Raw genomic sequence first — 22009 nt, 5'->3', positions numbered from 1 at the left:
CCTCTTTGCCTTTTGGCCGCTTGGCGCTATGCTCCCGCCGCTTTCGCGCGATATCTCCGATCTCGGGAGATGTCGCGGCGTCATCATAGTTCGAGGAATCGCAACAGCCATGAGTCAGCCCAAGACCCTTTTCGACAAAATCTGGGACAGCCATCTCGTCCAGCGTGACGACGACGGAACCTGTCTCATTTACATCGATCGCCACCTGGTCCACGAAGTGACCAGCCCGCAGGCTTTCGAGGGGTTGCGGCTCGCCGGGCGCAAAGTTCGGCGGCCCGATGCCACGCTGGCGGTCGCCGATCACAATATTCCGACAAGCAATCGCGCCCAGGGCATCGAAGACGAGGAAAGTCGCATCCAGGTCGAAACGTTGGAGAAGAACTGCCGCGACTTCGGCGTCCCGTATTTCGAGGTAATGGACGTGCGCCAGGGCATCGTCCACATTATCGGGCCGGAACAGGGTTTCACGCTGCCGGGCATGACCATCGTCTGCGGTGATTCCCATACCTCGACCCACGGCGCATTCGGATCGTTGGCCTTCGGCATCGGCACCTCCGAGGTGGAGCATGTGCTTGCGACCCAGACCTTGATCCAAAAGCCCGCCAAGAATATGCGAATCACCGTGCGGGGCACCCCGCCCAAAGGCACCACGGCCAAGGACCTGATCCTGGCCATTATCGGCAAGATCGGTACTGCCGGCGGTACGGGCCACGTCGTCGAGTATGCGGGCGATGCCATCATGGACCTGTCGATGGAAGGTCGTATGACCATCTGCAACATGTCCATCGAGGCTGGTGCGCGCGCCGGTCTGATCGCTCCGGATGAGAAGACCTTCGAGTATATCAAGGGCCGCCCCATGGCGCCCAAGGGTGCGGCTTGGGAGCAAGCCGTCGCCTACTGGCGGACCCTGCCGTCGGACGCAGGCGCTGCTTATGACAAGGAAGTCGTGCTGAAGGCCGAGGATATCGTGCCGCAGGTCACCTGGGGCACCAGTCCCCAGGACGTGCTGCCGATTACCGCCAGGGTTCCCGATCCGATGGCCGAGAGCGACGAAAGCCGTCGCGGCTCGATTGAGCGCTCGCTGGAGTATATGGGCCTCAAACCGGGGCAGCCCTTGACCGACGTTACGGTCGACAAGGTCTTCATCGGATCCTGCACGAATGGTCGCATCGAAGATCTTCGCGCTGTCGCCGAAGTGGCCAAGGGCCGCAAGGTCGCTCAGGGCGTGTATGCCATGGTCGTGCCGGGTTCTGGACTGGTGAAGGATCAGGCGGAAGCCGAAGGGTTGGATACAATCCTGATCGAAGCCGGGTTCGACTGGCGCGAGCCGGGTTGCTCCATGTGTCTGGCCATGAACGCGGATAAGCTGCAGCCGGGTGAGCGTTGCGCCTCGACCTCGAACCGCAACTTCGAAGGCCGTCAAGGCCGCGGCGGGCGCACCCATCTGGTCAGCCCCGTCATGGCCGCCGCTGCCGCGATCACCGGGCATCTGGCCGACGTACGCGAGTTGCTAGATTGAACGGCGAGACCGAAAAGGAGAGATAAGAGCAATGCAAAAGTTCGATAAGGTCACCGCCACCGCTGCGCCGTTGCCCATCGTCAACGTCGACACGGACATGATCATCCCCAAGCAATTCCTGAAAACGATTCAGCGGACGGGCCTGAAGAAGGGCCTGTTCTATGAATTGCGGACAGATGAGAAGGGCAACCCCAAGGACTTCGTGCTGGATAAGGAGCCTTGGACCGATGCTGGCGTACTGGTCGCCGGCGCGAACTTCGGTTGCGGCTCCTCACGTGAGCATGCGCCCTGGGCCTTGCTGGACGCCGGTATCCGCGTGGTGATTGCCGCCTCTTTTGCCGACATTTTCTACAACAACTGCTTCAAGAACGGCATCCTGCCGATTACCCTGCCGCAAGCCCAGGTTAATCAGTTGATGGCCGACGCCAACCAGGGCGCCAGCTTGTCCATCGACCTTGAGGCGCAGTCGATCACGCGTCCCAACGGCGAGACTGTTGCTTTCGAGGTCGAGCCCTTCCGCAAGCATTGCCTGCTGAACGGCCTGGATGACATCGGTCTGACCCTGCAGAAGGAGGCGGCTGTCGATCGATTCGAGGAAACTCAGCGCCTGGGTGCACCCTGGCTTTATCGAGAGAGCGCCTGAACTGGATTTGGGGCGCAATCGCCCGCCGCGCGTTTTGCATACTGCACGAAAATGATTGGGAGACGAACCGAACATGGCCGCCAACAAGAAGCTATTGATCCTGCCGGGTGACGGCATCGGTCCCGAGGTGATGGGGCAGGTTCAACAGGTCATCAACTGGATGGATAAGCGTCGGGCGGTCACGTTCGATGTTGAGACGGGCCTCGTTGGTGGCGCGGCTATCGATGCCGAAGGTAGTCCCCTGGCGGATGCGACAATGGAGAAAGCATCCAATGCGGATGCCGTTCTGTTGGGCGCCGTGGGCGGCCCGAAGTGGGACGAGCTCCCCTTCGAGCAGAAGCCGGAACGGGGGCTGTTGCGGCTGCGCAAAGAAATGGAACTTTATGCCAATCTCCGCCCGGCGCTTGTGTTCGACGCCCTGGTCGAGGCATCGACCCTGAAACCCGAGGTCGTCAAGGGCCTGGATATCATGATCGTGCGCGAGTTGACCGGCGGTATTTACTTCGGCGAGCCGCGCGGCATCGAGGATCTGCCGGACGGGCAGCGCCGCGGCATCAACACCCAGGTTTACACGACCAACGAAATTCGCCGGGTGGCGGCCGTGGCCTTCGAGTTGGCGCGCAAGCGCGGCAAGCGGGTCACCTCCTGCGAGAAAGCCAACGTCATGGAGTCCGGCGTGCTCTGGCGCCAGGAAGTGCAGAAGCTGCATGACGAGTCCTTCCAGGATGTAGCACTGTCGCACATGTACGCGGACAACGCGGCCATGCAACTGGTGCGAAACCCAAAGCAGTTCGACGTGATCGTCACGGACAACCTCTTCGGCGACATTCTCTCCGACGAGGCGGCGATGCTGACCGGTTCGCTGGGTATGTTGCCCTCGGCTTCGCTGGGCGATCCCGACAAACATGGCCGTCGTCAGGCGCTCTATGAGCCGGTGCATGGCTCGGCTCCGGACATCGCGGGCCAGGATCTGGCCAATCCCATTGCCTCGCTCCTGTCCTTCGCCATGGCCCTGCGTTACACCTTTGATCTGGCGGAAGATGCCGATCTTATCGAGCAGGCGGTGCAGCGCGTGTTGGCCGGCGGCTTGCGTACGGCCGACATCATGAGCCCGGGCGCGGCCAAGGTCTCGACCGTCACGATGGGGCAGGCGATTTTGCGCCAGCTCGATCAGATGGCGGCCTAGGTAATGCAGTCAAAGGCTCGCAGGTCGAAAAAACGTTGACCGGCGAGCCTCGCGGCCTTAGTTATTCGCATCTGTTGAAGCTAAATTCGAGGGTAGAACGGTGCTTGTCGGGGTTTGTTGGAGCGTGAAGGGTCAGGAGGGTGCTTATGCGCCTTGCCGTGGCGCCGTCATGCCGAAAACGACGACCGCGAAAAGCAAAACCACCACCGGAAAGGCGGTGGCCTGACCGTTCTTGTGACGCCCGCGAATAGCAGCAGCACGATGAAGAACGTAGGGGCCACCGGAAACGGGAGGCCCCTTAGCTTTTTGGTGACTCAAGACCCGACGGTCTGTTTGTGTCGGTAATATCGTCAAGGTCTCTGGTCGATGCCCAGGCGCACATACTCCTGTTCCAGGCGCCCGGTCATCCAGAGGAAGAACATGCGGAAGTCGCTTAGGAGCGACCAGAACGGGTAGGTGAAGGTGGCAGGCTTGTTGCGCTCGACGAAAGCGTGACCGATCCAGGCAAAAGTGTAGCCGCTGACGAGGGCTGCAACCAGCAGCCACCAGGTCTGGGTCGCCAGGGCAAGAAAAACCAAGCAAAGCCCCAGGGCCGTGCCGATAAAATGCAGCCTGCGGGACCGGGCGCTTTGGTGTTCTGACAGATAGTAGGGCCAGAACGCCGCATAGTTTTGAAGTTTCTCCGCCAAAGGCCATTTCCTTGTGCTGGGCGGTGGCAAGCCATTAATCAGGCGTCGAACCGTAAGGTAGGCGCAGTAATTGAAGTTTAAACCCTAGGACGAGGTGAATAGAAGACCATGGGTTACAGAGTAGCAGTCGTCGGTGCGACGGGTAACGTTGGCCGTGAAATCATTCAAACGCTGGCCGACCGTGAGTTCCCGGTCGACGAGCTCATCGCCTTGGCAAGCGAGCGGTCCGTTGGCCGCGAGGTTTCTTTCGGCGAAGACGAGGTGGTGAAGGTCCAGGATCTCGCCAAGTTCGACTTTCAGGGCGTGGATTTGGTTCTGTCCTCACCCGGTGCGAAAGTCTCCGCGGTCTATTCCCCCAAAGCCGCGGCAGCCGGCGCGGTGGTCATCGACAACACATCACATTTCCGGGTTGATCCGGACGTGCCGTTGATTGTGCCCGAGGTGAATCGGGAAGCCATCGCGGGCTATACCGCAAAAGGCATCATCGCCAACCCGAACTGTTCGACCATTCAGATGGTCGTGGCGCTGAAGCCTCTGCACGACCTCCAGCGCATTCGCCGCGTGGTGGTTTCCACTTACCAGTCCACCTCTGGCGGCGGTAAGGAATCGATGGACGAATTGTTCAATCAGACGCGCGGCATTTACATGAACGAGCCTATCCGGCCGAAGCGGTTCACCAAGCAGATAGCCTTCAATGTAATTCCGCATATCGACGTTTTCATGGACGACGGTTCGACCAAGGAAGAGTGGAAGATGACCGTCGAGACGAAGAAAATCCTCGACCCGGGCATCAAGGTGCATGCGACCTGTGTGCGCGTGCCGGTATTCGTTGGGCACGCCGAAGCCGTCAACGTCGAGTTCGAGGGGCCGGTTGACGAGGACGAAATTCGTGCAGCATTGCGTGCCGCGCCGGGCATCTCGCTGGTCGACCACAGGCAGGACGAGGGCTACGTGACACCGGTAGAATCCGCCGGATCGGACCCGGTCTACGTGAGTCGCGTGCGGATGGATCCGACAGTCGACAACGCGGTCTCCTTGTGGGTGGTTTCCGACAATCTGCGCAAGGGCGCCGCACTCAACACGGTGCAGATCGCCGAGTGCCTGGTAGAAGATTATCTGAGCTGAGGACACGGTGGCTTGTCGGACGCAGTGATCATCCGTGACGGGCGCCCCGGCGATGCCGGGGCGCTCGCGCGTTTGGCCAATGCCTTGAGTGTGCACGAGGGCCTGGGCGCTGCGGTTTTTACCGAGGCCGGCGTACGGCGTGATTTCTTTGCGGCAGACGGGCGGCTTTCCTGCATTGTGGCCGAAACGCCATCCGGCGAAGTCGTCGGGTACCTCCTGTATCAGGACCTGTACAACACCGACCGTGCCGGTTGGGGTCTCTTCATGCTGGACCTCTATGTCGATGACGGATTACGCGGGAAAGGCGTTGGGCGAGCCCTGGTCGCACGTCTTGCGGCAAAGGCTGTGAAGCGCAAGGCCGTGTCCATCTGGTGGGGCGTGATGTCGGCGAACGGCGGCGCACGGGATTTTTATCGCATCCTGGGTGCAACCGACGACGACGCACGACTGCTGGGCATCGAGGGCGGGGATTTACAGCGTCTGGCCGCCGAGGATTCTTAACCTTCCTGCTCGACAAACTTGATGGCCTGAGTTGCCAGGCGCAGAACCTGCGGCCGGTGCGGCGGGTTGGCGAGGAAGCGTGCCAATGCTGCTAACAGGGTGTCGTGCCAGGGCGCTTGTGGAGCGGCGGTGAGCTCCTCTTTGATGGCGGTCGATAGCTTCACCACATGAGCCGTGACGATGGGCTCGGGATTGCCGTGGTCGAACAGCGTCTTGAAGGCGTCGTCCAGGAAGGCCTTTCCGTCCTTGGGTGCCCATTCCCGCTCCAGCGGCTCATTGCTAACCGCGCCGGCGTTGCGTCCGACGAAACAGGCGAGTTGCAAAAGGACAGCAGGCCAGAGATCGGGATTTCGTTCAGCGAGGTTCCGTCCGGCGTTGGCGAAGGTGATGGCATGCGTGAAGCTGAGCCAGGTTTTTGATTCCGAGGGCTTCAGATCAACCCGCCTTTCCAAGCTGAGATCAAAATGCAGGAAGTTGTAGGCCGCCGCGCCCAGTAACGCCTCGTACAGCGCGTGCGTCTTTCCCGATGATTCCAGGGTACGCCTCAGCGCTTGCTTAACGCCGAGGCCGCGAAAATCCTCTGAGGACACCGGAGTCCGACCCGCGCCGTCCCATGCCTCCAGCGCGGGCTTGTAGGCGCGAAACTCGGGGATCAAATCCTCGCGCCAAGCCTCGCATAGCGCGCGCGTCAAAAGCAGCGCCAGCGGTTCCAGGGCGTCGTGTCCCAGTCGCTCCAACAAGCGGCCGGTCTTGTAGGTATAAATCGCCGAGTGACCAAAATCGGCATAATGATGGAGCGCGGCACGGGCGAAGGCTGGTTCCATATCTGGCCAGCCAAGGCCTTGCGCCAAAGCGCCGTGGACTAAGCGACTCGCAGCCTCGTCGTCGCTGGCAAGGATTGCCTGTTCAAGGCTTGCGGCGTCGAACGGCTCGGCTTCTTGGGAAAAGGGCCGGGGTGCCTCGCTCAAGCTGTCGTCGATCAGGTGATCGACGATCTCCACCAACGGGACCAGACGTTCGGCGGGCGTGCGGGCGTAGTCGGCCCTCAAGGCCAGCCAGTCGTTGGCGGCGGCCTGGGCGTGAGACATGCCATAGGCAAAGCGCGGCGCGGTTTCGCAAATGGCACGGGTGACGGCTGAAAGCGGGTTGCCGCCAGCGTTCTCCAGTCGCGCAATCTCGCGGGCGATGCGACCGCGGTCACGTCGGCGAAGGGCATCCGTTAGCGCGGTTAGCGCCTCGGAGATTCGTTGCTCCGCTGGCGGATCGCTCAGGTCGAGGAGAATCTCACCGCTTTCGGTTTTGACGGGATAGACGCGCACGCGATCACCTTCCTCCGTACTCCCGTCGCGCAGGTTGAAGCGCCAGGAATGCCAGTTACAGGTCAAGCGGCAACCGGTGCCATCCGGACCGTCGTCCAGCGACCCTTCCATCAGCGGATAACCCTCGTGCGGGCAGCGGTTGCTACAGGCGAAAACTCCACTCGATGTGTGGAAGATCGCCACTTGCTTACCCTCATGGCGCAGCAGAAACCGGCCTTTTTCCTTCAGTGTTTCCAAGCTGGTTGCGCGAACCCAACTCCGTTCCATCACTCCACTCCCAACAGCGGTCCACTCGTTCATCGTCGCTAGTTTCAATCAGGCACTTGAATTATTCAAGAAAAATCTTTAGAAAATAAGAATGGCTGAAACCAACAACTATAAATCCCGCCGCCAGATCCTGGATATCCTGAAGCAGGAGGGCGAAAAGACCGCCGAGGAGCTTGGGGAGCGCTTGGGCGTGACAGCGATGGCGGTGCGCCAGCATCTCTATGACCTGGAAGCGGAAAGCCTGGTGCGGCACGAGGCCCGGCCGGCCGGCCGTGGGAGACCGCGCAAATGGTGGTGCCTCACCCCGGCGGCGGATCGCTTCTTTCCCGATGGTCATGCAGAGCTCACGACCGGTTTGCTGGGAGCCATGCGTGAAGCCTTCGGCGACGAGGGCCTGGAGCGCCTTCTGGCGGCTCGCCGCGCCGGGTTGATCGAGACCTATGCGAAGGTCGTCGCGCCACATGACGCTTTGGAGAACAGACTGGCTGCGCTCGCGGCGGAACGTTCGCGCGAGGGCTATATGGCTGAGGTCATGCCACATCCGCAGGGCGGTTGGCTGCTAGTTGAGAACCACTGCCCAATTTGCACGGCAGCAAGTGCTTGCAGCGGGCTTTGCCGTATCGAACTCGAGGCCTTTCGCGCGGTGTTGGGCCAGAGCACCCAGGTGGCGCGAGAGGATCACATCTTGGCGGGCGCCCGACGCTGCGCTTACCGGGTTGTCGGCGACGATTGATCGCTTTCCTTCGTCGGCGTCAACCGCTATCAAGTCGCTCCATGGAGAAACGGACATCATCGCCAGAAGGCCCACAGGCCCGCTATCAGCGCTGGCTTGCGGAAGGTGCTGTCAAACCGGACAGCGCGCAGGCCGCTGCCGCCGAGAAACTCCAGGCGTTGCACGAGGCTTTGCAGGGTTACCGTCCGTCTTCTTCGAACGGCAAGAGTTTGCTCGCACGCTTGGGTTTTGCAAGCCGGAAGTCATCCGGCGAAGTGCCCTTGGGGCTGTATCTCTTCGGCCCGGTAGGCCGTGGCAAGTCGATGCTGATGGACCTTTTTCATGAAACCGCGCCGGTAAGGCTGAAACGCCGGGTTCACTTTCATGCCTTCATGCAGGAGGTGCACGACGAACTCCACGCCTGGCGGCAAGAGACCAAGGGACAGGAAACCGATCCCCTGCCGCGACTAGCAGCGGCACTCGCCGAACGGGTCCATCTGCTGTGTTTCGATGAATTCCACGTCGTCAACATTGCCGACGCGATGATTCTCGGCCGTTTGTTCGAGGCGCTTTTCGACGCCGGTGTCGTGGTCGTGGCCACCTCCAACTGGCCCCCGGAGAGACTCTACGAAGGGGGCCTGCAGCGTGATCGCTTCCTGCCTTTCATCGAGCTGTTGCAGGAGCGCACCGATGCGTTCGATTTGGGTGAAGGGCTGGACTACCGGATTGCGCGCTTGCGCGATATGCCGACATACCACACGCCTCTGGGCGAGCGGTCGTCGGCGGCATTGAACCGCGCGTTCGAGCGCCTGACCGACGGCGCCCAGCCCCACGCCGGATCCGTCAAGGTGAAGGGACGGGAAATCCCGGTCTCAAGGTGCGCGCGCGGCGTCGCTCGCTTCACCTTCGAGGAGTTGTGCGCCAAACCGCTAGGTGCCGGGGATTATCTATCCCTAGCGCGGCATTTTCACTCCTTCATACTGTCGGACATCCCGGCGCTTGGCCCGGACAGGCGCAACGAGGCACGGCGCTTCATGACCCTCATCGATGCGCTTTACGAGCACCATTGCAATTTGATTGTTTCGGCGGCGGCCTTGCCGGAAAGTCTCTATCCCGAAGGTGATGGCACCTTCGAGTTCCAGCGCACCGTCAGCAGATTGCAGGAGATGCAATCCAAGGACTACATCGCCAAACCGCATCTGGCCGCGCGCGAGCGGCAACGGCCGAATACCGATGGCCCCGCTCCCATCGAGACCAAGCTCAATGGGGCCAAACCCACAGCCGCGACAGAGTGAAGCTCCAAACGAAGGTGATGCCGATCGCCACGATCTTGGCCAACCAGGCCGGCATGATGAGTGCCGCGAGCCAAATCGAAGCCGAAGCCAGCAAGAGCGCCGACCCGGCGGTCAAAAGATAGCGCAGGAACTGTCCTTTCATGTCGCTATCGCCAGCGACCCGGGCGAAAGTCCAGTTGCGGTTCAGTAGAAAACCGACCGAAAAGGCGGCAAGCCAAGCAAGCAGATTGGCCAGCAACAGGGCATACCCGAGTTCATAGAATAGTAAGTTGAAGAGAGCGAAGTCGACCGCGGTGTTGATGCAACCGACCGCGATGAAGCGTTTGGCGCGTTGCCCGTCGGCAAGCTTTTTGATCAGGGCCGTTGCGCCTTGCGTCATGGTTTGAACTTCCCTCAGACTGCTGTCCGTTCCTAAACAAGAAAATGCCCGGACGCCACAAAGGAATTGGCAAAGCGCGCGCGGTCGGGGAACGATTTGCTTTTCCGCGATCCGCACCGGGGGTATGATCCCGCCATGCTTTTGTCCGTTGTCGTTCCCGCTTTTAACGAAGAAGAAGTGCTGTCGGCGTTCCACGAACGGCTGATCGCGGTTCTGGGCGCCCTGCCGAGTGAATATGAAATTCTCTACGTCAATGACGGTAGCCGTGACGCGACCCTGGAAATCTTGGGGAAAATTCGCAAACAGACACCACAGGCAGCCATCATCGATCTGTCCCGAAACTTTGGTAAGGAGGCCGCGATGACGGCCGGCTTCGATCTGGCCAAGGGCGACGCAGTGGTGGTGATCGATGCCGACCTCCAGGATCCGCCGGAGTTGATCCAGGACTTCTTCAGAGCCTGGAACGACGAAGGTTTCGATGTGGTTTACGCTCGTCGTCGGACGCGTTCGGGCGAAAGCTGGTTGAAGCGCACGACAGCGACGGCGTTCTACTGGACGATGAGCAAACTTAGCCAGGTCGAGATTCCCCGCGACACCGGCGATTTCCGCCTTATGAGCAGGCGGGCGGTCGAGTCCCTGAAGCAATTGCGCGAACAGCATCGTTTCATGAAAGGACTGTTTGCCTGGGTCGGCTACCCGGCAAAGGAAATTCTCTACGACCGCGATCCGCGGTTCAAAGGTGTGACGAAGTGGAACTACCTGAAGCTCTGGAACTTCAGTCTCGAGGGTATCACCGGCTTCACCATCGCGCCGCTCAAGGTCGCGACCTATCTTGGTCTGGTGATATCAGTCGTGGCGGCCGTCTATGGCACCATCATCATCCTGCAAACCTTGATCCAAGGATCCGACGTCCCCGGCTATCCGTCCCTCATGTCGGTTATTTTGTTTCTTGGCGGCGTCCAGCTCTTCTTCCTGGGGCTGATCGGGGAATACCTGGGCCGCGTGTTCAATGAAAGCAAACGCCGACCTCTCTACATCGTGAAAGATTATCAAGCCGCCCGGTCCAGCGACTCCTGATCTGCGGTGCCGATCTTGCGTCACCGTTCCTCGGGGGAAGCGTGAGGTTTGCGGGTCGTGACGCTTTAAACCGGCCCATTCAAGGCATATTGCGCCTTGCTCTTGCAGTGCAGCATGATTCGCGCTACCAACGCCCCGTCATATCTAGCAAGGGCCTGCCGGGAGTGCGTAACCGCGGCGATCTGGCGACCCGCTTACTCAAGAGGGAATAGAAAGAATGGCTCGCACCAAGATTGCCTTGATCGGCTCAGGCCAGATCGGCGGTACATTGGCTCTTCTTGCCGGCTTGAAGGAATTGGGTGATGTCGTGCTTTTCGACATCGCGGAAGGCATTCCGGACGGCAAGGCACTTGATTTGGCGCAGGCTGCGCCGGTCGAGGGCTACGATGCCAAGCTCTCCGGGACCAGCGACTATGCGGGTATCGCCGGGGCGGATGTCGTTATCGTCACTGCGGGCGTGCCCCGTAAGCCCGGCATGAGCCGAGATGATCTCCTGGGTATCAACCTCAAGGTCATGGAATCCGTCGGCAAAGGGATTCGCGAAAACTGTCCCGATGCTTTCGTTATCTGCATAACGAACCCGCTGGACGCCATGGTTTGGGCGTTGCGGGAGGCTTCGGGTCTGCCGCACGCGAAGGTCGTCGGAATGGCCGGTGTGCTGGATTCCGCACGTTTCAGGCATTTCCTCGCAGACGAGATGAACGTTTCGGTCCAGGACGTATCCGCCTTCGTGCTGGGCGGTCATGGCGACACCATGGTGCCGACCGTGCGCTACACCACGGTGGCGGGCATTCCGCTGCCCGATCTGGTCAAGATGGGCTGGATCACGCAAGAGCGTGTGGACGCGATTGTCGATCGTACACGCAATGGCGGAGCGGAGATCGTCGGCCTGCTGAAGACCGGATCGGCTTTCTACGCGCCCGCTTCCTCGGCCATCGCAATGGCGGAGAGCTATCTGCGGGACAAGAAGAGGGTTCTACCCTGCGCGGCCTACCTCTCCGGGCAATACGGCGTGGATGACCTTTACGTGGGCGTGCCGGTCGTGATCGGTGAGGGCGGTGTCGAGCGTATCGTTGAGCTTGAGTTGACGGCGGAGGAGCAGGAAATGTTCTCCAAGTCCGTCACGGCCGTTCAAGGATTGGTCGAGGCGTGTAAGAAACTCGGTTTCAAGGGCGGCGCCTAAGGCGCCGTTTCCTTGTCGTCAGCGTGTCCGGCCGGGTTCGGTTGCGCTATGGCAAGGGCTTGTTAAAGTGAGCCGTCACGGGTACGCGCGGCTGACCGGAACGCATGGCGTGCCAACAAACCTTTCGATTAACGGGAAGAGACAGGCAGCATCCCGATGAACATACATGAATATCAGGCCAAGAGCCTTTTGAAGAAGTATGGAGTGGCGGTACCGCGTGGCGGTGTGGCCTTTACCCCTGAAGAGGCCGCGAAGACAGCGACCGAGCTGGGGGGGCCGATTTGGGTCGTGAAGTCGCAGATTCATGCCGGCGGTCGTGGCGCTGGTCGCTTCAAGAACGATCCGGACGGGAAAGGCGGCGTCCGTGTCGTTAAGTCCATCGACGAGGTGCGCGACAACGCTGGCAAGATGCTGGGCGAGGTTTTGGTCACCAAGCAGACCGGGCCGGCGGGCAAGGAGGTCAAGCGCCTCTACATCGAGGAAGGTTGCGACATCGCGCGCGAGCTTTACCTCAGCCTGTTGATTGACCGCGCCACCAGCCGCATCACCATCATGGCCTCCACCGAGGGCGGCATGGAGATCGAAGAGGTTGCTGCGGAAAATCCCGAGAAAATCCTGAAGGAAGCCATCGACCCGGCAACCGGTCTGATGCCATTCCATGCCCGTAAGATCGCATTCGGCCTGGGACTGAAGGGCAAGCAAGTGAATTCGGCGGTCAAGTTCCTGATGGCCATGTACAAGGCTTTCACCGATCTGGATGCCTCAATCGTGGAAGTCAATCCGCTGGTCATCACCGGTGACGATCAGGTGCTGGCGCTGGATGCTAAGATGAACTTCGACGACAACGCGCTGTTCCGGCACGCCGATGTGGCGGAAATGCGCGACGAGGACGAAGAAGACCCGATGGAACTCGAGGCCCAGCGTCACGAACTCAACTACATCAAGCTCGATGGCAGCATCGGTTGCATGGTCAACGGTGCGGGTCTGGCGATGGCCACGATGGACATCATCAAGCTCTACGGCGGCTCACCCGCAAACTTCCTGGATGTCGGTGGCGGTGCGACCAAGGAGCGTGTCACGGCGGCCTTCAAGATCATCCTGTCGGACGAGAACGTCGAGGGCATCCTGGTGAACATCTTCGGCGGCATCATGCGCTGTGATGTGATTGCAGAAGGTGTCGTGGCGGCGGCCCGTGAGGTCAGCTTGCATGTGCCCCTGGTTGTTCGTCTGGAGGGCACCAATGTCGAACTCGGTAAGAAAATTCTGGAAGAATCCGGCCTGCCGATCGTGTCCGCCAATGATCTTGGGGACGCGGCAGATAAGGTGGTCAAGGCCGTGAAGGAGGCAGCATAATGGCGGTTCTCGTCGATAAGAACACGAAGGTTATCTGCCAGGGCTTCACCGGCGCCCAGGGGACCTTCCATTCGGAGCAAGCCATAGCCTATGGCACCAAGATGGTGGGCGGTGTGACCCCCGGCAAAGGCGGCAGCAAGCATCTTGACCTGCCGGTCTTCGACACCGTGGCGGAAGCTGTCGCCGTCACCGGCGCCAATGCCAGTGTGATCTACGTGCCGCCGCCCTTTGCAGCGGACGCCATTCTGGAAGCAGTAGATGCCGGTGTCGATTTGGCGGTCTGCATCACCGAGGGTATCCCGGTCACGGATATGGTGCGCGTTAAGCGCGCGCTGGTCGGTTCCGGAACGCGGTTAGTTGGTCCGAACTGCCCCGGCGTCATCACGCCGGACGAATGCAAGATCGGCATCATGCCGGGCCACATTCATAAGCGTGGCAAGATCGGCATCGTTTCCAGGTCCGGCACGCTGACCTACGAGGCCGTTGCTCAGACGACGGCTGCCGGATTGGGACAGTCGACCTGCATCGGCATCGGCGGCGATCCGGTCAACGGCACGAACTTCATTGACTGTCTGGAATTGTTCCTGGCGGACGAGGAAACCCAAGGCATCATCATGATCGGTGAAATCGGCGGTACGGCGGAAGAAGATGCCGCGGATTTCGTGCGCCAGTCGAAGGTCAAGAAGCCTATCGTCGGCTTCATTGCCGGTGTTACGGCGCCTCCCGGGCGACGGATGGGCCACGCGGGCGCCATCATTTCCGGCGGCAAGGGCGGCGCGGATGACAAGATTGCGGCGATGCAATCGGCCGGGTTCCTCGTTGCGGACTCGCCCGCGGCGCTTGGTCGCACTATGGTTGAGGCAATGAAGGGCTGAGTTTTCTTGCTTTGGAAGCTCTGAACGGAAGCCGGAACGCAACAGCAGGAGGCGGTGCGGTCACGTCTCTACAAATGGTCTGACGCCGCTCTCGCTCTCTACACGGGCGAAGAGCGGCGCCGGTCCCTTGGCGGGCCGCGGCGAAGTTGAAGATGGGACAAACGAACCACGACCAGACCTATTACGGACCGAATGCGCGGGAGCTGGCGGCGCTTTTCACGCAGTTCCAGCGCGACCCTTCTTCGGTCGAGCCTTCGTGGCGGGAGATCTTTTCCGAACTGACGGACGATGCGGCCGGACTGCTGAGCAGCCTATCCGGCCAGAGTGGCAATGGTGCCGCAGCGGTTGATGCGACCGGCGAGCCCGGGCCGGAGACATTCAAGACGTCGTGCGACGGTAGCGGAAATGCATCGGTTCAGGCGGTCGCCGCCGGAATTTCGCAAGGCCGGGAACTGACCGCCGATCACGTTCGCTCGGCAACACTCGATTCCATTCGCGCCTTGATGCTAATCCGTGCCTATCGGGTTCGCGGGCACCTTGAGGCTGATCTTGATCCATTAGGGCTTGTGGAGCGCAGCAGCCATCCTGAACTGGACCCGGCGTCCTATGGATTTACCGAGAGTGACTGGGACCGTCCGATCTTCCTGAACAATGTCCTTGGGATGGAAACCGGCACGCTTCGACAGCTTATCAAGGCCGTCCGTGCCACTTACTGCGGTAAGATCGGTGTCGAGTTCATGCATATCCAGGACCCGGACCAGAAAGCCTGGATTCAACAGCGCATCGAACAGGCCCGGAACCAGACCGACTTTACCGACAAGGGCAAGATCGCAATCCTGGAGCGGTTGGTGGCCGCCGAGATTTTCGAGCAGTTCCTGAACAAGAAATATACCGGCACGAAACGCTTTGGACTGGATGGTGGCGAGGCCATGATTCCCTGTCTTGAGCAAATTCTGAAGCGTGGCGGGCAGCTTGGCCTGAAGGAAGTGGTGCTTGGCATGCCGCACCGCGGACGGCTCAACATGCTCGCCAACTTTATGGGCAAGCCCTTCCAGGCGATCTTTTCCGAGTTTCAGGGCGGCGCGAGCCACCCCGAGCAAGTCGGTGGCTCGGGCGACGTCAAGTACCATCTCGGCACCTCGTCGGATCGCGAGTTCGACGGCAATCAGGTGCACCTGTCGCTCACCGCTAATCCATCTCATCTTGAAGCCGTGAACCCGGTTGTGGTTGGTAAAGTGCGGGCGAAGCAGGAGCAGTTGGGCGATAAAGACCGCACCCAGGTCATGGCTTTGCTGTTGCACGGCGACGCGGCCTTCGCGGGTCAGGGGCTGGTGCCGGAAACGCTGGATCTGTCAGAGCTGAAGGGCTACCGGATCGGCGGCACCATTCATTTTGTGGTCAATAACCAGATTGGCTTCACGACCAACCCGGTCAATGCGCGTTCGGGGCCTTATTGCTCCGAGGTCGCGAAGATCATTCAGGCACCCATATTCCATGTGAATGGCGACGACCCGGAAGCGGTCGTCCACGTCGCCCGTATAGCCACCGAATTCCGCCAGCAGTTCAAAAAGGATGTCGTCATCGACATGTTCTGCTACCGGCGTTTCGGGCACAACGAAGGTGACGAGCCCGCTTTCACGCAGCCGTTGATGTATCGCGCGATCAACAAGCACATGACCGTGCGGCAGATCTATGCGAAGCAGCTTATGGATGAAGGGCTGCTGAACCAAGCAGCCGCCGATAAGATGGTCACGGACTTCGAGGCTGTGCTCGAAAAGGAATTCGAGGTTGCCAACAGCTACAAGCCGAACAAGGCCGATTGGTTGGAAGGCGCCTGGGCGGGCATGAAGTCGCTCCAAGGGTTCTCGGCTCATCGCGGCCAAACGGCGGTTGAACTCGAAACCTTGCGTGAGATCGGCAAGGCGCTGACCACGGTGCCGGACGATTTCAACATCAACCGCAAGATCGCGCGCCAGCTCGATGCCAAGTGGAAGGCTATCAGCAGCGGCAAGGGCATTGACTGGGCGACGGCCGAGGCCTTGGCCTTCGGGAGTCTGCTGCTGGAGGGCGCGCCGGTTCGGCTATCCGGCCAGGATTGCAATCGCGGCACTTTCTCGCAGCGTCATGCGTCCCTGATCGATCAGGAAACAGAATTCCGCTATGTGATGATGAACCACATACGCGAGAAACAGGCCAAGGCCGAGATCGTGGACAGCCCCTTGTCCGAAGCGGCGGTGCTGGGTTTCGAATACGGCTTCTCGCTCGCCGAACCGCGGGCCCTGGTGCTCTGGGAAGCGCAGTTCGGCGACTTCGTCAACGGCGCGCAGATCATCATCGATCAGTTCATAACCTCGGGCGAAAGCAAGTGGCTGCGCATGTCCGGTATCGTCATGCTGTTGCCGCATGGCTACGAAGGACAAGGGCCGGAGCATTCCTCCGCCCGCATGGAGCGGTTCCTACAGCTTTGCGCGGAAGACAACATTCAGGTCGCCAACTGCACGACGCCGGCGAACTACTTCCACATCCTACGCCGCCAGATTCAGCGCGATTTCCGCAAGCCGCTCGTCATCATGACGCCCAAGTCGCTATTGCGGCACAAGAAGTGCGTGTCGGATTTGGATATGTTTGGGCCCGGAAGTTCGTTCCACCGGGTTCTGCATGAGGACACGCCCCCGTCCAAACCTAAGGACGTCAAGCAGGTTGTGCTTTGCTCCGGTAAGGTCTTCTACGATCTGCTGGAGGCTAGGGACGCCCAGAAGATCAAGGATGTCCACATCCTGCGTCTGGAGCAGATCTACCCCTTCCCGGTGGACGCCTTGGCGGAAGAGCTGGAGCCCTACAAGCACTGCGAGTTGGTCTGGTGCCAGGAGGAGCCCCGCAATATGGGCGGCTGGAACTTCGTGGCCGAGTTCATCGAAGAAGTCGCGGAGCTCGTGGGCTTCAAGAATTCGCGGCCGCGCTACGCGGGGCGTCGTTCGGCGGCTTCTCCCGCGACCGGTTCGGCGAAGCGCCACGCAGCCGAGCAAGAATCCCTGGTCAACGATGCTTTGACTATTGGCAAGGTTCGTGAGGGCCGGATTGGCACACGACGGCGCATTGACGACGAAAAAGACAAAGGCAACGCTGCAAAGTGAAAAAAGGGGTGCACCGCTGCGACCCCCTCGAACTGAAAAGAGAGACGAGACATAGGCATGGCCAGTGAGATCAAGGTGCCCACATTGGGCGAGTCCGTGAGTGAGGCGACAATTGCACAATGGCTGAAGAAGCCAGGCGATGCGGTCGCCGCCGACGAGCCGATCGTGGAGCTGGAGACCGACAAGGTAACACTTGAGGTCAACGCACCAGCAGCGGGTGTCCTGGCCGAAATTCTCGCCGAGGAGGGCGCGAACGTCGAAGTGGGGGCACTTCTGGGCAGGATCGACGAAAATGCAAGCGCCGCGACGCCGAAGAAGGCCGCTGCGCAGGACAAGGCCCCCGCACCTGCAAAGACGGAGGCCGCCCCGGCCAAGGAAGAGTCTGCCTCCGTCCCGGCTGCCGCGGCGCCGGCCGTGTCTGGCGAGACCGTGGAGGTTACGGTCCCAACCTTGGGTGAGTCTGTTACCGAAGCGACCATTGCCAAGTGGCTGAAAGCCGAAGGCGAGGCAGTTGCCGCGGACGAGGCCCTGGTCGAACTGGAAACCGATAAGGTGACCCTGGAGGTCAACGCTCCCCAGGCCGGTGTCCTGAGCGCCATAAAGGCAAAGGAAGGCGATACGGTTGAGGTCGGCGCTTTGTTGGCCTCCATCTCCGCCGGTGCCGCGCCGGGTAAAAGCGAAGCGCCGGCGGCTGCGAAAGCGGCGCAGGCCGAGCCCAAGGCGGACTCCAAGGCCGACTCCAAGGCCGACTCCTCTGGGACCGCAGCGCCCGCAAAGTCCAAATCGCTTGACCCCGCCGCGTTGGCGGGTGGTGGCAAGATCACCAAGGAAGACCTTATCCGCTACTTTGAAGAAACCACGCCACCCAGTGCGATGACGCTGTCACCGGCAGTTGCCAACCTGATCGCGGAAAAGGGGCTGGATCCCAACCGCATTCAGGGTACAGGGCCGCAGGGCCGGATCACCAAGGAAGACGTGCAGGATTTCCTGGATGGCAAGCAGTCGGCGCAAGTCCCCGTTCAGACGGTGCCCGAGGCTCCGGCGGCGGCTGCAGCCGCTGCATCCGCGCCGGCTCCGGCCGCCAAAGCGGCAGAGTCCAGGCAGGAGCGGGTGCGCATGCCCAAGTTGCGCCAGACCATCGCCCGGCGCTTGAAGGAAGCACAGAACACAGCGGCGATTCTGACAACTTTCAACGAAGCGGACATGGGCGCGATCATGGCCCTTCGCGCGCAGCACAAGGAAGCCTTCGAGAAAAAGCACGGCGTGAAGCTCGGATTCATGTCGTTCTTCGTGAAGGCGGTTGTCGCGGCGCTCAAGGAAATTCCCTCGGTCAATGCGCAGATCGACGGTGAAGAGATGGTCTACAACAACTACTACGATATCGGCGTTGCGGTCTCGACCCCGAACGGCCTGATGGTTCCGGTACTGCGTGATGCCGACAGTCTGTCCTTCGCGGGCGTGGAAGCGGGTATTGCCGATCTCGGCAAGCGGGCGCGCGACGGTAAGCTCAGCATGGACGAAATGCAGGGCGGCACCTTCACCATCACCAACGGCGGCACTTTCGGGTCGCTTTTGTCGACGCCGATCCTGAACCGCCCGCAATCGGGTATTCTCGGCATGCACAAAATTCAAGAGCGGCCGATGGCGATCAACGGCGAGGTGGTGGTGCGGCCGATGATGTACCTCGCCCATTCCTACGATCACCGGATGATCGACGGCCGCGAGGCCGTGACCTTCCTGGTCAAGGTCAAGGAAGCCCTGGAAGATCCCCAGCGCCTGTTGCTGGACCTGTAGGGGGTCACGACCGGCGAGAAGTTGATGGGCTGTCGAAGTCGACTGATATAGCCGACCGAGCGTTTGCTTTTTTTGGCTCAACGTAATTGAATGAAAATCGATACGTAAAACGGATGTGCGGCAACGTCCGGACGTTTGGGAGGGTGGAAATGTCAGAAGGCAGCAATGACCGTAGGGTCAATAAGAATTCACGCATCGTTCGGCTGAAGGTCAGCGACGGTTCGGTCATAAAGGGCCGCATTTTCCTCGATGCAGACGAGCGGGTTATCGACATGTTGAACGATGAACGTGACTTTATTCCCTTTGAGGATGAAGCCAGCGCCATTTTCTGTGTCAACAAAAACCAGATCATCGGAATTTTCGACGATCTGGACCAGACAACAGGCTCCAAGGTAAGGCAGCCGCAGCGATCCGAGCAGGCATCTGTGCCGCCGACCACGCCGCCCAGTTCCCGGTTCCGCTAATCAAATCGCCCTTCGATCAGGGGCGGATGAACGGCATAGCAACGTCGTGTTTGGCGACTTGAGAGCCGGCTGCACCGGGTCCCAAGACCCGATCCATGCGTCTTTTCGCTTGCTTTCTGCGACAATTCGCTTATGTTTCGGGCCGTCATAGGACTTTGAACTGCCGACTTGTTATGCCCGCTTGGGCCGAGAGATCGCTGCAATTCCTAGACATGTTAATGCTCAAGCATATGGGATGCATGAGCGAATCACCATTAGGAGGACAGCGATGCCAACGGGCACGGTCAAATGGTTCAACAGCACCAAGGGTTTTGGTTTCATTCAGCCTGACGCAGGCGGCGCGGACGTTTTCGTCCACATTTCCGCCGTCGAGCGCGCCGGTCTGAGCGGCCTGAACGAAGGTCAGCAGATTTCTTACGAGGAGAAGACGGACCCGCGCCGCGGTAAGTCCTCCGCGGAGAACCTGAAGGCCGTCTGAGGCTTTTTGGATCGAAAAGTTAAAGGGCGTCGCTTGCGGCGCCCTTTTTCTTTGCCTGTCGCCCTGCCGCCCTTACGTCAGAGATAAATCACATAATGCTTGCGCGTTCGCGTGACGACTTCCCAGGTGCCCTTGAACCCGGGTGGAATGAAGATTGCGCTGCCTGGTCTGAGTTCCAGCACAGCGCCGTGCTCATCGGTCAGGCGTGACTGACCTTCCAGAATGATACAATACTCAGCCTCGTCGTAGTTGATCCGCCAGGTTCCCGGCTCGGCCTCCCAGATTCCGGAATAGAGCTTTCCATCGCTGCTTTCATAGTAGTTCCAGGTGCGTTGCAGCGGATCGCCGGCGATTATCTTGGTCGCGTCCGGGCGGCTTTCTTCGACGGCGGGCAGTTTTTGTCCATAGACCATGATGTTGGCGATCGACATGACGATTTTCCTTTTCAATCGCGTATTGCGCGCTGGCTTCACCTTGTCTCCTTCCGGGCTTTGCGGCAAGGTGCGGGGCAACTGGCCTCCAAGGATTGCCGCCCTTTATGCCATGAGGCGTCCGAAGGGGTTTCCGATTTAGGCACCTTTGACTGAGGCACAGCGCCAAGGAGCTTTCTGGGATGAGCGATAAGAGTTACGACCTTGTGGTGATCGGTGGTGGGCCCGGCGGATATGTGGCTGCGATCCGCGCTGCGCAACTGGGTTTGAAGGTGGCTTGCGTGGAAAAGCGCGCGACGCTGGGCGGCACCTGTCTCAACATCGGATGTATCCCTTCCAAGGCCTTGCTGCAGGCGTCCGAGAAGTACGAGGAGGCGGCGCATGCCCTGGCATCCTTCGGCGTCAAGACGGGCAAGGTTTCGCTCGATCTGAACGGTATGATGACTCACAAGGACAAGGTCGTTGAGGCCAACGTCAAGGGTGTCGAGTTCCTGTTCAAGAAGAACAAGATCGATTGGCTGAAGGGCAGCGGCCAGGTCACCGGCAAGAACGAGGTCACCATCGACGGCAAGGAGAAGATTCAGGCGAAGAATATCGTCATTGCGACGGGTTCGACCCATGTCGATCTGCCGGGCGTGAAGGTCGATGAAAAGCAGATCGTCTCTTCGACCGGTGCCTTGGAGCTGGGGTCCGTTCCCAAAACCATGGTTGTGATCGGTGGCGGATACATTGGCCTGGAGATGGGATCGGTTTGGCAGCGCCTCGGGACCCAGGTTACCGTGGTGGAATACTTGGACAGATTGGTCCCAGGTATGGATGCCGAGGTTGCCAAGACCTTCCAGCAAGTGCTCAAGAAGCAAGGCATGGCTTTCAAGCTTGGCACAAAGGTCACGGCCGCCAAGCAGGCGAAATCCGGCGTGACCCTGACGGTCGAACCGGCGAAGGGCGGCGCCGCGGAGCAAATCAAGGCGGAGATCGTTCTGGTCGCGATCGGGCGCAGGCCCTATGTCGATGGGTTGGGCCTGGATTCAGTTGGTGTCGAACTCGATGACCGGGGCCGCATCAAGACCGATGCGCATTGGCGTACTAACGTCGAGAGTATCTATGCCATTGGTGATGTGATCGCCGGCCCGATGCTGGCGCACAAGGCCGAGGAAGAGGGCGTGGCCTTGGCGGAAATGCTGGCAGGCGGGCCTGGGCACGTGAACTACGAAACGGTTCCGGGCATCGTCTACACTTGGCCCGAAGTTGCCTCGGTCGGTAAGACTGAGGAGCAATTGAAGGAAGCTGGCGTCAAGTATCGGTCCGGCAAGTTCCCCTTTGCCGCCAATGGACGCGCGCGGGCCATGAACGCAACCGATGGCTTCGTGAAGATTCTAGCCGATGAACGGACGGACCGTGTCCTGGGAGCCCATATCATCGGGCCGGATGCCGGTAGTCTGATCCACGAACTGGTTATGGCCATGGAATTCGGCGGATCCGCCGAGGACGTGGCGCGGGCTTTCCACGGCCATCCGACCTTGAACGAGGCGGTCAAGGAGGCGGCCCTGGCGGTCCACAAGCGACCTCTCCATATGTGATCCGC

20 protein-coding genes are annotated in these 22009 nt (G+C 60.2%); 16 read left to right on the top strand and 4 right to left on the bottom strand.

Translation table 11 applies throughout. From position 1 onward, the window contains the following. The first annotated feature begins 109 nt into the window (after positions 1 to 109). From leuC to leuB, 3 genes are all read left to right on the top strand, one after another. Positions 110 to 1519 carry a 3-isopropylmalate dehydratase large subunit gene (gene leuC / locus FHR98_RS13725; RefSeq protein WP_183417275.1) on the top strand — a complete coding sequence of 470 codons (1410 nt, stop codon included), beginning with the start codon at positions 110 to 112 and terminating at the stop codon, positions 1517 to 1519. 31 nt (positions 1520 to 1550) lie between these two features. Beyond that, a complete protein-coding gene (leuD, locus tag FHR98_RS13720) occupies positions 1551 to 2162 on the top strand; it encodes a 3-isopropylmalate dehydratase small subunit (RefSeq protein WP_183417274.1) in 612 nt (203 codons plus the stop codon). 73 nt (positions 2163 to 2235) lie between these two features. Beyond that, positions 2236 to 3348 carry a 3-isopropylmalate dehydrogenase gene (gene leuB / locus FHR98_RS13715; RefSeq protein ID WP_183417273.1) on the top strand — a complete coding sequence of 371 codons (1113 nt, stop codon included), beginning with the start codon at positions 2236 to 2238 and terminating at the stop codon, positions 3346 to 3348. A 350-nt stretch (positions 3349 to 3698) separates the two neighbouring features. Here leuB and FHR98_RS13710 read toward each other — a convergent pair whose 3' ends face one another. Further along, positions 3699 to 4037, bottom strand: coding sequence for an Mpo1-like protein (locus FHR98_RS13710; RefSeq protein ID WP_183417272.1), 339 nt, complete (start codon positions 4035 to 4037; stop codon positions 3699 to 3701). A gap of 108 nt (positions 4038 to 4145) precedes the next feature. Between FHR98_RS13710 and FHR98_RS13705 the strand changes: the two genes are divergently transcribed. Continuing rightward, a complete protein-coding gene (locus FHR98_RS13705; RefSeq protein ID WP_183417271.1) occupies positions 4146 to 5162 on the top strand; it encodes an aspartate-semialdehyde dehydrogenase in 1017 nt (338 codons plus the stop codon). Positions 5163 to 5174: 12 nt separating this feature from the next. After that, entirely contained in the window at positions 5175 to 5663 is a 489-nt protein-coding gene (locus FHR98_RS13700; RefSeq protein WP_183417270.1) for a GNAT family N-acetyltransferase, read from the top strand. Here FHR98_RS13700 and FHR98_RS13695 read toward each other — a convergent pair. Beyond that, positions 5660 to 7249 (bottom strand): Rieske (2Fe-2S) protein, encoded by a 1590-nt coding sequence (locus tag FHR98_RS13695; protein WP_183417269.1) that lies wholly within the window; start codon positions 7247 to 7249, stop codon positions 5660 to 5662. The two genes, FHR98_RS13700 and FHR98_RS13695, sit on opposite strands and share 4 nt — an antisense overlap. Positions 7250 to 7340: 91 nt before the next feature. Between FHR98_RS13695 and FHR98_RS13690 the strand changes: the two genes are divergently transcribed. Both FHR98_RS13690 and zapE read left to right on the top strand, forming a co-directional pair. Further along, on the top strand, positions 7341 to 7982 hold the full coding sequence (locus FHR98_RS13690; RefSeq protein ID WP_183417268.1) for a helix-turn-helix transcriptional regulator: 642 nt from the start codon (positions 7341 to 7343) through the stop codon (positions 7980 to 7982). Between the two features lie 41 nt (positions 7983 to 8023). Continuing rightward, the gene (zapE, locus tag FHR98_RS13685; RefSeq protein ID WP_183417267.1) at positions 8024 to 9256 is read left to right on the top strand and encodes a cell division protein ZapE; all 1233 of its coding nucleotides are present in this window, start codon (positions 8024 to 8026) and stop codon (positions 9254 to 9256) included. On the opposite strand, the gene FHR98_RS13680 is transcribed toward zapE, so the two are convergent. After that, positions 9222 to 9635: a GtrA family protein gene (locus FHR98_RS13680; protein ID WP_183417266.1), complete on the bottom strand. Its 414-nt coding sequence runs from the start codon at positions 9633 to 9635 to the stop codon at positions 9222 to 9224. The genes zapE and FHR98_RS13680 overlap by 35 nt on opposite strands. A gap of 135 nt (positions 9636 to 9770) precedes the next feature. Here FHR98_RS13680 and FHR98_RS13675 point away from each other — a divergent pair, with 135 nt between their 5' ends. The 8 genes from FHR98_RS13675 to FHR98_RS13640 all read left to right on the top strand — a co-directional run bounded on the left by FHR98_RS13675 (position 9771) and on the right by FHR98_RS13640 (position 19993). Beyond that, positions 9771 to 10712 carry a glycosyltransferase family 2 protein gene (locus tag FHR98_RS13675; RefSeq protein WP_183417265.1) on the top strand — a complete coding sequence of 314 codons (942 nt, stop codon included), beginning with the start codon at positions 9771 to 9773 and terminating at the stop codon, positions 10710 to 10712. Positions 10713 to 10929: 217 nt separating this feature from the next. After that, on the top strand, positions 10930 to 11895 hold the full coding sequence (mdh, locus tag FHR98_RS13670; RefSeq protein WP_183417264.1) for a malate dehydrogenase: 966 nt from the start codon (positions 10930 to 10932) through the stop codon (positions 11893 to 11895). A gap of 156 nt (positions 11896 to 12051) precedes the next feature. Next, positions 12052 to 13248, top strand: coding sequence for an ADP-forming succinate--CoA ligase subunit beta (sucC, locus tag FHR98_RS13665; protein ID WP_183417263.1), 1197 nt, complete (start codon positions 12052 to 12054; stop codon positions 13246 to 13248). Beyond that, positions 13248 to 14123, top strand: coding sequence for a succinate--CoA ligase subunit alpha (gene sucD / locus FHR98_RS13660; RefSeq protein ID WP_183417262.1), 876 nt, complete (start codon positions 13248 to 13250; stop codon positions 14121 to 14123). The genes sucC and sucD overlap by 1 nt, the downstream gene beginning before the upstream one ends. A 152-nt stretch (positions 14124 to 14275) precedes the next feature. Beyond that, positions 14276 to 17257 (top strand): 2-oxoglutarate dehydrogenase E1 component, encoded by a 2982-nt coding sequence (locus FHR98_RS13655; protein WP_183417261.1) that lies wholly within the window; start codon positions 14276 to 14278, stop codon positions 17255 to 17257. A gap of 57 nt (positions 17258 to 17314) precedes the next feature. Continuing rightward, on the top strand, positions 17315 to 19051 hold the full coding sequence (gene odhB / locus FHR98_RS13650) for a 2-oxoglutarate dehydrogenase complex dihydrolipoyllysine-residue succinyltransferase (RefSeq protein WP_183417260.1): 1737 nt from the start codon (positions 17315 to 17317) through the stop codon (positions 19049 to 19051). 149 nt (positions 19052 to 19200) lie between these two features. After that, positions 19201 to 19515 (top strand): DUF6812 domain-containing protein, encoded by a 315-nt coding sequence (locus FHR98_RS13645; RefSeq protein ID WP_183417259.1) that lies wholly within the window; start codon positions 19201 to 19203, stop codon positions 19513 to 19515. Between the two features lie 268 nt (positions 19516 to 19783). After that, positions 19784 to 19993, top strand: coding sequence for a cold-shock protein (locus FHR98_RS13640; protein ID WP_183417258.1), 210 nt, complete (start codon positions 19784 to 19786; stop codon positions 19991 to 19993). Positions 19994 to 20070: 77 nt separating this feature from the next. Here the strand turns inward: FHR98_RS13640 and FHR98_RS13635 are convergent, their stop codons facing one another. Beyond that, positions 20071 to 20424 carry a cupin domain-containing protein gene (locus FHR98_RS13635; RefSeq protein ID WP_246377842.1) on the bottom strand — a complete coding sequence of 118 codons (354 nt, stop codon included), beginning with the start codon at positions 20422 to 20424 and terminating at the stop codon, positions 20071 to 20073. A gap of 182 nt (positions 20425 to 20606) precedes the next feature. On the opposite strand from FHR98_RS13635, the gene lpdA reads away from it, so the two are divergent. Next, positions 20607 to 22004 (top strand): dihydrolipoyl dehydrogenase, encoded by a 1398-nt coding sequence (lpdA, locus tag FHR98_RS13630; RefSeq protein WP_183417257.1) that lies wholly within the window; start codon positions 20607 to 20609, stop codon positions 22002 to 22004. Positions 22005 to 22009: the final 5 nt, after the last annotated feature.

The organism is Limibacillus halophilus (assembly GCF_014191775.1).
Lineage (GTDB): Bacteria > Pseudomonadota > Alphaproteobacteria > Kiloniellales > CECT-8803 > Limibacillus > Limibacillus halophilus.
The sequence above is the reverse complement of the archived record's forward strand: the minus strand, read 5'-3'. Positions and strand labels throughout refer to the sequence as shown.